This window comes from Alteromonas sp. IB21 (assembly GCF_016405965.1).
Taxonomy (GTDB): Bacteria; Pseudomonadota; Gammaproteobacteria; order Enterobacterales; family Alteromonadaceae; genus Alteromonas.
In genome coordinates this window covers 25068-38916 of record NZ_JAEFCD010000037.1, presented here as the reverse complement: position 1 = coordinate 38916, position 13849 = coordinate 25068, and the positions used below count along the sequence as shown (strand labels likewise).

At 44.5% G+C, this 13849-nt stretch carries 13 protein-coding genes; 4 read left to right on the top strand and 9 right to left on the bottom strand.

From position 1 onward, the window contains the following. From JC525_RS18615 to JC525_RS18605, 3 genes are all read left to right on the top strand, one after another. A partial coding sequence (locus JC525_RS18615; RefSeq protein WP_198817494.1) for a FecCD family ABC transporter permease occupies positions 1-876 on the top strand: 876 nt, incomplete at its 5' end. Positions 877-881: 5 nt separating this feature from the next. After that, the gene (locus JC525_RS18610; protein ID WP_198817492.1) at positions 882-1712 is read left to right on the top strand and encodes an ABC transporter ATP-binding protein; all 831 of its coding nucleotides are present in this window, start codon (positions 882-884) and stop codon (positions 1710-1712) included. Between the two features lie 37 nt (positions 1713-1749). After that, positions 1750-2481, top strand: coding sequence for a HugZ family pyridoxamine 5'-phosphate oxidase (locus JC525_RS18605; RefSeq protein ID WP_198817485.1), 732 nt, complete (start codon positions 1750-1752; stop codon positions 2479-2481). Positions 2482-2654: 173 nt separating this feature from the next. Here JC525_RS18605 and JC525_RS18600 read toward each other — a convergent pair whose 3' ends face one another. Beyond that, entirely contained in the window at positions 2655-3632 is a 978-nt protein-coding gene (locus JC525_RS18600) for an AI-2E family transporter (protein ID WP_332874135.1), read from the bottom strand. Between the two features lie 572 nt (positions 3633-4204). Here JC525_RS18600 and JC525_RS18595 point away from each other — a divergent pair. Beyond that, entirely contained in the window at positions 4205-7042 is a 2838-nt protein-coding gene (locus tag JC525_RS18595; protein WP_198817483.1) for a PAS domain S-box protein, read from the top strand. A gap of 211 nt (positions 7043-7253) precedes the next feature. On the opposite strand, the gene JC525_RS18590 is transcribed toward JC525_RS18595, so the two are convergent. From JC525_RS18590 to JC525_RS18555, 8 genes are all read right to left on the bottom strand, one after another. Beyond that, positions 7254-8321: an ADP-ribosylglycohydrolase family protein gene (locus JC525_RS18590; RefSeq protein WP_198817481.1), complete on the bottom strand. Its 1068-nt coding sequence runs from the start codon at positions 8319-8321 to the stop codon at positions 7254-7256. A 224-nt stretch (positions 8322-8545) separates the two neighbouring features. Continuing rightward, positions 8546-9334, bottom strand: coding sequence for a lipase family protein (locus JC525_RS18585; protein ID WP_198817479.1), 789 nt, complete (start codon positions 9332-9334; stop codon positions 8546-8548). 184 nt (positions 9335-9518) lie between these two features. Continuing rightward, positions 9519-9875 (bottom strand): RidA family protein, encoded by a 357-nt coding sequence (locus JC525_RS18580; RefSeq protein WP_198817477.1) that lies wholly within the window; start codon positions 9873-9875, stop codon positions 9519-9521. 262 nt (positions 9876-10137) lie between these two features. Continuing rightward, a complete protein-coding gene (locus JC525_RS20005) occupies positions 10138-10317 on the bottom strand; it encodes a hypothetical protein (protein ID WP_233095300.1) in 180 nt (59 codons plus the stop codon). 124 nt (positions 10318-10441) lie between these two features. Next, on the bottom strand, positions 10442-11293 hold the full coding sequence (locus JC525_RS18570; protein ID WP_332874134.1) for a GGDEF domain-containing protein: 852 nt from the start codon (positions 11291-11293) through the stop codon (positions 10442-10444). Continuing rightward, positions 11277-12299: a protease modulator HflC gene (hflC, locus tag JC525_RS18565; protein ID WP_198817473.1), complete on the bottom strand. Its 1023-nt coding sequence runs from the start codon at positions 12297-12299 to the stop codon at positions 11277-11279. Before hflC ends, JC525_RS18570 begins: the two co-directional genes overlap by 17 nt. Beyond that, entirely contained in the window at positions 12292-13377 is a 1086-nt protein-coding gene (hflK, locus tag JC525_RS18560) for an FtsH protease activity modulator HflK (RefSeq protein ID WP_198817472.1), read from the bottom strand. Before hflK ends, hflC begins: the two co-directional genes overlap by 8 nt. A 41-nt stretch (positions 13378-13418) precedes the next feature. Beyond that, the gene (locus tag JC525_RS18555) at positions 13419-13778 is read right to left on the bottom strand and encodes a BON domain-containing protein (RefSeq protein WP_198817470.1); all 360 of its coding nucleotides are present in this window, start codon (positions 13776-13778) and stop codon (positions 13419-13421) included. Between the last annotated feature and the right edge of the window lie 71 nt (positions 13779-13849).

The following is a 13849-nucleotide window of genomic DNA, read 5'->3' as shown; positions in this document are numbered from 1 at the left end:
CATTGGTATGTGCTGTCTGAAATACGGCTCCCTCGGGTGATCATGACTATGCTTATTGGCGCGCTGTTAGCCGTATCTGGCTGCGCCATGCAGGGTCTAGTACGCAATCCGCTCGCCGACCCTGGCTTAATCGGTATTGCCGGTGGCGCGGCAGCTGCAGCAGCGCTGAGTATGACCATTGTGCCACCACTTCTTCCTGCACTTGAATCGGTATGGGTAGCCATGTGGGCTTTTGGTGGGGCACTAGTTTCTGTATGGACGGTCTTACGGTTTTCAAATGGTCCTCAAGGCGTTTCAGTAGCAGCACTTATTTTGGCAGGGGTAGCCATTAATGCGTTAACCGGAACGGTAATAGGGGCTATTAGTTACGTTGCAAGTGATGATGCGCTTCGTCAAATAAGCTACTGGACTATGGGGAGTTTAGCCGGAGCAAGCTGGACACTTTGTGGTTTGGTCGCTTTAGCGAGTTTTATTGCTATTACAGGGTTAATGAAGTCACGCAATGCCCTTAACTTACTAGCACTGGGTGAAAAAGAAGCGGCTTATATGGGACTAAATGTTACCCGCTATAAACAAAGGGTTTTATGGCTGGTGGCGTTCTCTGTGGCGCTAGCGACGGCGCTGTGCGGCATTATTGGCTTTGTTGGTTTGGTGGTGCCCCATATGTGCAGGGCAATATTTGGTGTAAACCACCAGGTACTAATACCTGCCAGTGCACTAACAGGGGCGCTATTATTGATAATCGCTGATACGCTCGCACGTACACTATTTGTACCTATGGAGATACCTATCGGTATTGTTACCTCAGCAGTAGGGGCGCCATTTTTCCTTTACTTATTGTGGCAACAACGCCGCATATTTAGTGGTGGGGTGTAGCTAATATGAAAATTGAAAGCCTAGAGCAAATCGATAATGGCAAACGGTTAAACACTGAGTTGCTTACATTAAAAGATGTTGTCATTGCCAGAGGCAAGAAGCGCTTGCTAGAGCCGTTATCGCTTTCTTTCCATACCGCTGAGTTCACCGCTATCGCCGGTGAGAACGGATGTGGTAAATCTACACTGTTAAGTATGCTTAGTGGTGTAGAAACGCCGTCTAATGGAGAACTTACACTTGGCGGGCAAGATATTCGTTCGCTAAGCGCAAACCATTTAGCGTTGCAGCGTGCTGTAATGGCACAAAGCGCTTCGACGCCTTTTGGTTTTATTGCAGATGAACTACTTCACTTAGCGCGATATCAGCATATTGAGTCGTTAGAACAAAAGAGTCGTCTGATTAATCTTGTAACTGAGCAGTTTGACATTACGCACTTGCTTGCTCGAAATATACAAACCTTGTCAGGCGGTGAAAGGCAGAGGATATTTCTGGCCAAGGCCATTCTTCAAATATTGCCAAGTGATCACAATGCGGGTTTGGAAGGCAAGCTGTTGTTGTTAGACGAACCCACCTCGGCGCTGGATTTACGGCATCAGAAACTGGTAATGCAGCAACTAGTCGCGCTACGAGAAAAAGGGCTGTGCATCGTTTGTGTAAGCCACGACCTTAATTTGATTTCCCCTTACTGCGACAGACTGATTTTACTGGGTGAAAAGCGGTGCTTAGCCGATGGACCACCAACGCAGGTACTTACTACCGATATGCTATCTCGGTGCTACCACACCCAGTTAAACTTAATCAAAAACGAACAAAAACAGCTTTTCGTAACCCATTAATTGTCGCGAAACTAGAACAACAAAAACGGAGTGAACCATGAGCATGCAATCTATTGCATTTCAAGCAAAACAGTTAAGCCGAACCCATCACAGTGGCGTATTGGGCACGCATTCAACATCAATGCCCGGGTACCCTTTTGGTTCGGTTGTACCCTACTACCTAACGCCAGCCGGAGATGCAATTATCTATATCAGCGATATCGCGCTTCACACTCGTAATATTAAAGCGAACGACAAGGTAAGCTTAACTATTTTCGATGCTACTGAAGACGATTCTCAGGCGAACGGCCGCGTTACTATTATGGGAAGTGCTGAGTTAGCTGACCAATATGCCGTGAAAGTGCAGTACTTTCGTTTGTTTCCGCAAGCTAAAAAATACGAGCAAACCCACGATTTTAACTTTTACGTTATACGCACTGAACGAGTACGTTTTATCGGTGGTTTCGGAAAAATCCATTGGGTTGATAAAGCCTATTGGAGTGTTGAAGCACAAGACTGGCATAGCGCGCCAGAGGGTATGATTAGCCATATGAACGAAGATCATCAAGACGCGATGCAGCTTATTTTGCAGCACAAAAAGGGTGTTAACGTTGAAGAGCCAATAATGCATAGCGTATTCCCAGAAGGCATGCATTGCGGTACAGAAAAGCAAACGTGGTTTGTCCCTTTTGAGGCGCTGTGTGTTTCGTCAACGGATGTACGAAAAGCGTTGGTGAAACTGACTAATGATGCACGAGAAGCGCTTAATGTGCCTAAAGCGGTTTCATAGTTATTTTTAACCCCGATATGAAGCGCGGCTAGATAAGCGTTGAGGCACAAAACGAATACCAGTCTCACCCTATCCATAAACAATTTGTTGAGTAGTGCGCTGGTTTGTGGCGCACAGTAGTAGTGCGAGACGCTGTGCGATTTTCATGAGCTAATTAGCCCGAGATGACAACGCTACTTGGATTCAATAAGCCTTATCCAGTGGTCAAATACGCCTAAATTCTCCAAAACAATTTTTACGCACATAAGAATAGGTACCGCCAACAAAACACCTATTACGCCCCACAGCCAGCCTGTGATCGCTATCCAAATAATAATAATCAACGGGTTGAGCTGCATACTTCGGCCCAAAACCGCCGGCGTGATTAATTGAGACTCAACAATATTCAACACCAAAAAGATGCCAGCTGGCAAAAACGCGCTACTTGTGAGCCCAAATTGGACAAGGCCTACAACTAATAATACAAGGCTGCTAGCAATGCCGCCTAAATAAGGTACAAAGTTCATTAAAGCCACTAATGCCCCCCACAGCAATGCATCTTCGATACCAATGTAGATAAATACCCCCCCTGTGGCTAGGCCCAAGCAGGTGTTAATAATACTGATGGTGACAATATAAGAGGAAAGCTCATGCTGAATTTGGTCAACTAAAACTAACGCACGTCTTTTGTTTGTGACTATAGGAAAGTCTCTAATGAAAACGTGAAATAGACTGGGCCCAAATACCAGTAGGAAAAATATAAGAACAAAACACGCGAGAATTTGTGCAAGTACTAATGGCGCGCTGCTAAAAAGCGTTAAGCCCATATCTATGCCATTTTGCTTAATTTTATCGGTTACCGAGTTCGATTTATCCGCTTGAGGTTCGGTCTCTGGCGGCTTTTCATCTTCACTAAACCAACTAAAGAAAGACCTTTCTTTCTCAACAGGTTCAGGTTCGATTAAGGGCTCAGTTGTGTAGCCATCTATATGGTTGCTAATTTCTTCGATCTCTTCAGATATTTCCGTGGCTATCTTGGGAAGAGACTGCATCCAACGCTCTGCGGGTTCAGCCAGTTCCAATGCTAAAAAGGTAAAAGGGGCTACCAATATTGCAATGAGAACAGCGGCGGAAATGGTGGGCGGCACGAGGAATTTTTTCGCAAAAGCCACAAGGGGACTGAGTAATAATGCTGCAAATGCAGAGAAAAAAGAGGGATAAGTAGCGATTTGGCAAGGTAGAGTGTGTAGATGACAGCAAAAATAACGAGGGTATTGAGTAACCTTGTCTGTTGAGCAATTTTGGGAAAAGACCCAGCGTACTTCCTGTTCCGTTTAGTTTGTATAGAGCCAGCGTTATCCATGTCTTAGCCTCAGCAGAGGAATATCCTCGCATAAATTTTTCTGAAATTTCACTGTCAATATTACGAAAACTTCATCATTAAAGTTCAGTCAGAGCACGTTTGTTTGACATAAAGCAGACGCCACTTCGAGCAATAAGGACCCCCCCGAATTTACTACCTATCCTTTTTCTTATTTAGCTTTTTCTGTAAACGTCTATGCTTCATTTAGAGTAATGATTGTATCGCTATTTGCATTTACGTATATCGGATTGGGCTAATGATAATCAGCTAAAAAGTCGAGTAAATTTCTATAGTAAGAAAAGTTAGGAACATTCAGCAAAACGTTAGCTATACAGCGCTTTATACTTTAGTATAAACTTTTCAGGATTATTTGAGAGCTCTATGCCCGAGCAAACGTGTAAGGCTGCATTTTCTTTTACCAACGATATTCCATTTCAAGCTCTCATAGAAAATATAACGGATGCAGTTATCTTGGCCGATGCTAAGGGGGCCGTAGTTTATGCGAACCATCAAGCGCATACTATTTTTAGGCTTCACGAGTCTAACAGCATCGATAGCTCTGTGTTTAGATTATTCCCCCAAGCGCAAGTGCCCCAAATTACTCAACAGTTTGAACACGCTCTTACGCAAGAGTCAGGAGAGCAAACAGAGATAAGTTTTGGTGTCGATCATTCATGGTTCAAAGTAGCCGTTTTTCCTGTTATGGCAGGAGTCGTCGGTTTTTCTTTTCACGATTTATCAATAAAACGCAGGTTACAAATTATTTCCCAGTCTCAGAGGGATGCCATGAGATTGGCATTATCTGGCGCTAAGCTGGAGGATGTATTGACAGTTCTGGTCAATGCTGTGGAAAAGGTCACGGATTTTCAGGCGGTCAGTGGTATATCTTTGATATCAGAAGATGGATTATCGCTCACGTGTGCAGCAGCACCTTCTATGCCGAGTGAAACGAGGCGGTATTTTGAAAATATTACGGTTGATGAACGGACGCCATTAGGAAAATGCTGTCAAATCCGTGAAGAGGTAAGCGTTCAAATAGAAGGGCAGTTGGATTTTCATGATTTTAACGCCTCCTCTCGGGCTTTGGGGCTTCAGTCATTCTGGTGCCGTCCCATTTTATCTGCAGAAAGCCGCACCGTATTGGGAACCTTTTATTTGTTTCATCGCGAGCGTTTCACGCCTTTTCCAGACGATATCGACGTTGTTAACGCGCTGTCAAAAACAGCGGCAATCATTATTGAACGCAACAATGAGAATCATGCTCGACGTGCAGCAGAATCGGCGTTATTGAAAAACGTTGAATCCTTTAATAAGCAGCGCAGGCTATATGAAACGGCCTTGTCTAATACACCAGATTTGCTCTATATCTTTGATCTCGAGGGGCACTTTACGTACGCAAATGATGCTTTGCTGCAAATGTGGGGGCTCACTTGGGACGAGGCGATTGGAAAAAACTGTTTAGAGTTGGGTTATGAACCTTGGCATGCCGAGATGCATATGCGAGAGATTCGACAGGTCATTGAAACTAAACAATCTATTCGTAGCGACGTCCCATTCAACGGTACTAACGGACGCCGCATATACGATTATATCTTCGTTCCTGTTATCGGTGAAGACGGAAATGTTGAAGCGATAGCGGGATCGACGAGAGACGTTACCGAGCGTAAACAAGCTGAAGAAATGGTGAAGCATGCTGAAGCGCGCAGACGTTTGGCGCTGGAAGCTTCACACAGCTTTGGTATTTGGGACTGGGACATTAAGCAAAACATTTTTACAGCGGATGAACGCTTGGGCGAGTTATTTAATTTAACGAGCGACGAAGCAGAGCAAGGCGTAGGGATTGAAGTACCCTCTCAATACATACATCCAGATGATGTGGAAGCGAATAATATCGCCATACAGGAAAGCATTAATAACGGAACGCCTTATAACCAGGAGTACCGCATCTTGCAAAAAGACGGCACAATCCGTTGGGCTTCATTCAGAGGGAGGGTTATTTACGACAGTGACGGCGAGCCCGAGCGCTTTCCAGGGGTAGGTGTTGATACGACAAGAGAGCGCAATGCCATAGAGGCGCTTAAAGAAGCTGATCGCAGAAAAGATGAATTTCTCGCTACGCTAGCCCACGAACTGCGTAATCCATTGGCACCTATTAGAAATGCGTTAGAAATATTACAGTCTAATGATTATAGCCAAAGTCAAAAGAGTGAGGCTTTCGGAAGAGTTGAACGTCAGGTAAATCAGATGACACGGTTAGTCGATGATCTCATGGACGTGTCACGTATCACCCGAGGAAAAATTAGAATTCACCGCGAGCCGGTGAATTTATGCGAAATCTTGGGCACGGCGATAGAAACTATTCAGCCTTTAATCGATGAAAAGCGACATACGTTAACAGTGGAAAAAATGGTTATTCCCATTTGGGTTAACGGTGATCTAATCCGGTTGTCGCAAATTTTTTCGAATATTATCAATAATGCCGCGAAGTACACGCCATCAGGTGGAAATATAGATGTTCAGATTGACACCTCAAAAGGCATGGTAACCGTTACAGTTAAAGACAATGGGGAAGGGATCCCGACCGATAAATTAAACTCAGTTTTTGACATGTTTACTCAGATTGATGGTGCCCTTGAACGATCTCAGGGCGGACTAGGCATAGGTCTTACATTAGTAAAAAAGCTTACTGAAATGCACCGTGGCAGTGTGAGCGTGCATAGTGATGGTGTAGGGAAAGGCACTGCGTTTATGGTCACATTACCTGTATTGACCGAAGTCCCGAAATTGGTAAGTAAACAGGAAAAAAGCAACAATGTTGTGGGTACTACAGCTGAAAAGCTCAAGGTGTTAATTGCGGATGACAATCAAGATGCGGCTATTACCATGGGATGGATTTTGGAGGCAAAAGGCTGTTTTGTAAAGGTTGTGGAGGACGGACCATCAGCACTAGAGGCGGTGCAGACATTTATACCTGATTTAGTCATGTTAGATATTGGTATGCCGGGAATGAATGGCTACGATTTATGTAAACTACTTCGAGAAAATAGCGCGTTAGCCAACTCAATATTTGTAGCGCAAACAGGGTGGGGACAGCCATCGCACATTCAGCGCTCGAAAGAAGTTGGATTCAACCACCATCTGGTAAAACCTTTAGATTTAAACGATCTTGAACCTATTGTTGCGCAAGCATGGCAGGTAAAAATGACGAGAAAAAATTAACTCCCGTTATGTTAACGCCATATTAGAGGCCGCAAAGACGGACAAGCCGGTAACGCTGTAGCCGTTTAAGAACAATGAGCAGTTACAAGTACTTATAATTGCATGCTTATGCAGATAAACTTGTGCAAATAGGCTTCTACGAATAAGCGTTTATAAAAAGTCTTTTACAAATACTAAGCCCGCCAGTAAAGCGGGCATGTTCATTACTAATCTAACGAAGGCCTTCAATGGCAGAGTTAAGCGGTTCGGCATCGGCGAGTTGCTCAAACCACGCTTTAATTTCACGCCCTTCTATTAAGCCAATAATGGCTCCCAATACAAAACCACGGTGCACGTTGTCGCCACCTACGTTTGTATTGGCCATAAGTGAGCGCTTAGGACTATCTACATAGCGATAGGCAAAGTATAAAATACTTGGCCACGCATCACTGATATAGCATGCAGGGGAGAACGTACGGCCCACTACTTCAATATCGCTCTTTTTCTTTGAAATTAAACTAGGCAAGTTCAGCCTACCAGAGCGCTGAGCAATATCTTCAAGAATAGCGGCAGGGTCTTCATCCTCTCTGAGCATCAGCCTATTCAGCAGTTCAACGTAGAGGTCGCAAACGTTTGCAAGTGATTCATCTGGATGGGTCAGATGAAGATGATGACGGCAAACTGCTTGAATATCTTCAAGTGAATGGCGTTGAGCTATCTGAACAATAGCAAGGGGCGTTACCGACACCAGCCCGCCAATTGACGCGGTATCGTGGGTTACTGCACCGCATTGGTTTGCAGGAATACCACGTTCAAGATTGGCAAAAAAGCCGCGGTGGTAAGACTCGGCATAAGTGTCTGGGTGTTGTGGCTCATCAGCGCGCATAAAGGCTATATAGCGCGAGAGAAATTCATCGGGTTCATAGCCCTTGAGCGCACAGGCCAATACAATCCGAGCACAATGTGCGTTGAGCGTATTCTCTCCAGCTTTCATTCCCTGATGATAATGAACGTTGTCTTTACCCCAAAACTGTCTTTTCCCTTTAAGAATGACCTCGCCTACTATTTCCCTTTGACTAGCAGACGCCCTGTTTGCACGTCCGCCTTGCTGTGTAGAGTGCAGCGACATTATGGATGAAGGATGGAACGCAGGGGCATCTTCAAATTGTTCAATACCCAGCGGAAAGGCGTTAAAAATATCGGCAGGGTTATAGTACCAGTGCACAGGCATGGCAAGGGCATCGCCGATAAACGCGTTTTTAAGCGCGGCTTTTGCGCGCTCTAGTTTCAGTGAAGACATGTTTCTCTCGCCTATGTGTTGATGCGTAGTAATGGATATTCATTTACTGACCGTTACACGTTTACGCGCTAGAACGCCAAAATGATCGTTCTTTTCCCCTCAATTGCGGCCGCATTGTGGGGATATGGGGTAGAGGACTGATAGTCAAGATAATTCGGTTTTTACACGAAGAAACGCGCTGGCGATAACCTTATGTTCGCTTTTTTTAACACGCAATGAGCGACCTAGTGTTCATCAAAAAGCGACTTATTCCGAATGTATTTTCGCATGTAGTGATACGTGATAGGTCGCAACAACCAGCTTTTAAGAGACATTAAAAATCGCCTGTGAGTGGGCGTGTTTTCATAAATTTTATCATCATGCAGCCAAAGCATTTTTCCCACATGCCAGAAGTAAAAAGGGAAGGGAGGCATGAAAGTTATCACGTCAAGATCACAGCAAATGCGATAAGTTCTATGATGTAACAAGTAATGTTTATACCATGACCGCGTTCCGACGGCGGGCTGCCCGAAAGTGACGACTCTTTTTACCGATTTCGCAAACCTTCTTTCAAAATAATCGGCCATTAGCACCGCGACGGCGCCGCCGGATGAATGGCCAATAAAAGAAAATCGCTTGCCTTGCTCGCGAAGGGGCTCTAACACTTTAACCAGAAGCTCTCTAAGCGGTAGCGCGTCATCCGAGGTTTTCGTACTTGAATACATTGGCTGAGCAAGCAATCTGGCAAAACCCCAATGTACAAAAAAACTTCTGTTTAGCTGTCGCAATCTATACGGTATAAAAAACAAATTAGCGAACCAATCTTTGAATCCTAGCGAACCACGAAAAACGATAATGACTTCTTTTTTGTTTTCAACCCACAGGATCCTTACGCTCATTCTGCCGTACTTGTCCACAAGGTGGCGTTCGTGAAAGGGGTCTAATATTTTTTGATATTGTGCGTCAGCATCAGGGTAGGCGAGTTGGCAAAGAATGGCATATCGTTCGTATTGATAGCGTTTCAGTTTCTTCATGAAAACTCGTATCGAAGCAATGTGCGTGTTTGAGGCTGAGTCTTCGCAGACCCTATCCGAGAGCTTCCTACGTTACAGGTGGTTTATTTCAGAGTTATGACGGCAAAGGGGTATTTTGCTTGAATGATATAGGCCCCTGAACAGAGAGAACAAAGCCATCTGTTTGCTCTCTAGCCAGATTGTTTTAGTCAGTTATTTCAGCGGCGACAACAGAGATTTCAACAAGTAATGCGTCGCGCGCCATATCGGCAGTAACACAAGCCCTTGCTGGCGCATAACCCTCGGGCACCCAGTTGTCCCACACCTCGTTCATCTTCGCAAAATCATCCATGGTTTTTAGATAAATAGTAGCTGACAGCATGTGCTTTCTATCGCTGCCCGCCTGAATAAGCAGGCTATCTACTTTATCTAACATGGTTTGGGTTTGATGAGTAATGTCTTGTGTTGCGTCTGCGCATACTTGCCCGCACAAATAGATAACGCCATTGTGCTTTACAATGCGACTCATGCGCTGTTTGGTTTCCATTCGTTCAATGTTCATTAATTAAAGCCTTTTACGAGGAGAGGGGGAGTTATTGTTGGGCGACTTTAATCGGTTTGTGGCGTTACTTCAATTGTTTGTCCACGGCGAATAGCGCGACCCCCTAGGCATTCTAAATAAAGTAGCTTTCTCCAAAAAGTTTAGAAACGATACCCCAACATAAAAGAAGCACTGGATTCATATTCATTATCGACTTTCTGTATATTCACTTCAAAATCTAGCGTGATGTCTTCAAAACAGTATTGATGCAGGCTAAACGATGCTACATCGATTGGGTATCACTTCCGTATTGGTTGTAGGTCCTACTTAAGTTAACCGCCAACTTACTATTCAGTTTTGTATAGGCATATAAACCAATGACGGGTTTCGCGTACACAAATGCTTCGTGCTTGCTGGCACCTGCCCCCAAAATAATGTCGCTATACACCCCTAAACCTTGCATTACTTCACGTGTAAAGCCTAAACCAACTCTGAACTCATGGTTAACGAGACAGACATATCATTTATTTTTGTCATGTCCGCTCAGAAAAACGAAGTTCTATCACACGTTGAGGCGGGGCACTGATTTATTGCGATGAAGAGTAAATCTGAAACGCCGCGTCGTTTTTGTGAAGTTTCTTAACCCGGTACATGACTTTGTCGACCAAGGCGAGTGCCGATTGGGTGCTCGGGGGCGCAGATTCAAAGGTAACGACGCCAATACTAAAGGTAACAATAATATCGTCGTTACAAAATGCCGTGTCTAAATTCTTCTTTAACTTATTAAATACAACTCTAGCGTCGGGCTGTTTTGTTTCCGGCAATAAGCACACAAACTCATCACCACCAATGCGACCGATGTAATCACTTTCTCTAAATGAAGTGGTTATAATTTTTGCTAATTTGCACAGTATATTGTCGCCTTCACCGTGCCCTTTTGAATCGTTAATTGCTTTGAAGTTATCAATATCGATATAGGCAATAGTAAAGGGGTGCTTGTAGCGCTTAGTGCGCGCGATTTCTTCTTCAAGCAGCGAAGTAAGCCCGCGAGTGTTCAGCAAACCGGTTAAATGGTCATGCTCGGCGGCTGACTCTTCAACTTTAAAAACGGCACTAAAGTTATGGATTAAAAGACTGAGAATGCTCAGTGCCGACAAGTAAACCAATGCGGTATATACCGCGTCGGTGGTTGGCAAAGCGAGTAAAGATTGGTCGTAGGAAACAAGAATGGCAAGTGATGTGAGAAACGACACCGCTATCCCTGTAAACAGGTTGCCATACCAGCTTGCGATTACCACAGGTAGTAAAAGAAGAGGCTCAAGCGAGACGGAGGTGAGAAATTGATTGTTCACCACAGTGATCACACACACAAACGTAATACAGCTCACCCATATCCACACGTGGTGCTTTGCTTCCAAAACGTTAAAGATCGTCTTCACCGTGATTATCCTTAGAAAAGTCAGGTTGTTCTTTTTCTGCAAAAGGTGATTCATTTAACAACTGGTATATTTCGCTGTCTGTGGAAAGAAGCAGTGTTGTATTTTTATTTAATAGTTTTTCATAGGCCGATAGTGTTCGCGTAAATGCATAAAAGTCACGTGATGCTGGACTTTGATTATAGGCCGCAGCATAAATGTTGGCAGCTTGGGCGTCTGCTTTTCCCCTTATCTCCTCAACTTGACGATAGGCCTCTGAACGTATGCGTTTGAGTTCGCGCTCTCTGTTGCCTCTTATTCTTGCAGACTCGCCATTGCCTTCTGAAAGAAAGCGCTCAGCAATTTGGCGGCGTTCGCTTATCATCCGGTCATAAATCTTAGGACGCACGCTCGTGTTGTAATTAATGCGTTTAAACTGAATGTCGAGTAGCTCTATGCCAAAAACCTTTATTTTCTCTGCAGCAGCTTCAAAAATCTCTTTCTCAATGACCTTTCGCCCTTTTACTATGGGCACTAAATTACCCATATTTAGTCTTTTCTCCACGTCATTAAGTAGCGCGTCTTTTTCAGGCACCCTCAGTTTTGTCGTACGTATAATCTCTATTAATTTGTGTTTAGCGACGGCATTACGGGTTTCACTTCCCAAAATATCGTCTAGTCGTGATTGCGCGCTTCTTTCATCTTTCAAGCGCAAAAAGTATTGCAGAGGCTCAACAATGCGCCAACGGGCGAACAAGTCTACTGATATGTAAAGCTTATCTTTGGTAGGCATATCGGAAGGCGGGCCATCCCACTCCAGAATGCGTTTATCGATAGCGTTGAGGGTCTGAATGAACGGTATTTTTGCATTAAGACCGGCCTCAGTTATTGGACTTCCCATTGGCTTACCAAACTGCGTAATAATGACTTGTTCAGTTTCGCTTACCGTAAAAAGTGTATGGCTTATAATCCAGCCTGCAAAAGCTAATAGAGCAAAAAAGGGCAAAATCGAAATTCGTCTTTTAGTCATTTCTTTCTTCCCCCAGCAGTACCGAACTATCAGCACTTAAATTCATAATGGGTAAGACCGACCCCTTATCACCGTCGAGTAAAAAGGTGTGCTTTATACTAGGAAGCACGCGTTCAAGGTGCTCTATATATATCCTACGCTGGGTTACTTCTGGTGCCAGTCGGTATTCAACCATAAGCGCATTGAAACGGCTCACATCTCCCTGAGCCTCATTGATACGCTGTAAACGGTAACCATCGGCTTCACGTATTCTTTGATCTTTTTCGCCTTCGGCAAGCGGGATCACTCTGTTGTATTCCCTTCTGGCTTCATTGATGAGTCGTTCTTTTTCCTGTTGTGCCTGATTCACTTCATTAAATGACGCTTGAACCGGCGAGGGCGGGTTGATGTTTTTTAGTTGTACTTGGTCGATAGCAATACCCATAGCATAGGTTTGTGCTATTTCTCTTAGCCTTTCTAACGATTGAAATTCAATGTCTTGCCTACCTATCGTTATTACTTCGTCTACCGTTCTGTCTCCCACTACTTCTCGCATGACGGATTCAGAAATGTAGCGCAGCGTTTCACTGGGGTCGCGGACTTCGAAAAGGTAATTTACAGGGTTGGCAATACGGTATTGAACCACCCACTCAATAAGCGCTGCATTTAAGTCGCCCGTTACCATTTGGGTTTCTCTTAATGCGTAGTCACCTCTTGAGCCTTGCTCTGGATTTGTTGCGGACGCAGTAGCAAACCCAAACTCTTGTTTTAACTGGCGTTTAGTAGGCACAATGTGAATGGCGTCTACGCCAAAAGGTATCTTTAGATGTAAGCCCGGTTCTTTTTGAGCATGCAGTTTGCCGAACCGTTGAACGACTGCAACAGAGTCGCTGGGCACGGTATAAAAAATATTCCATACCGCAAAAATAGTGAACAAAAGCAAGACGAAAATGATAAAGGCCTTTGGACTTCCGCCGGGCAAATGGCTTTTAAGTTTATCGAGCACTTGCTTCAGATTTTTGTCTAAATCAGGTGGGGGACCTCCGGTTTGACCGCTCCCCCAAGGGTTGTTTGGTGGGCTGTTCATCTGAATCGGCATATCGGAACTCCTTACAATTGTGGTGGTTTCCAAGCGGAGTGCTAGTCCATCGGGACCACCATAATTTCATCGGTAATGACATTGACACCCTCAATTTCTCCAACGGCATTTAACACCATTTGTTTTTGCTTTTCAGACGAAACTCTGCCAGACAGAGTGACGTCGTTATCTACCGTGTTTACGGTGATGTCATTTGCCACATTCATGCCTAATGTGTTGAGTGTCGCGCGAATCGCTTGTGCCAAATCTTCTTCTTGATACGCAGAGGGGGGCGTTTGTGTTAAAGGCGTGTCAGTGGTTGTGGAGCTTGGCACTTTGTCGCTGTCGCCTGCTTGTTGGTTGCATCCAGCCAAGGGCGTTGCTAGTACTACAACAGAAAGAAATACATGAAGTCGCGTCATTAGATATAGCCTTAAGTATAAATTCTTTCACCAATATACTCCCTGTATTTAGCTACTCTGTACGCTGCACC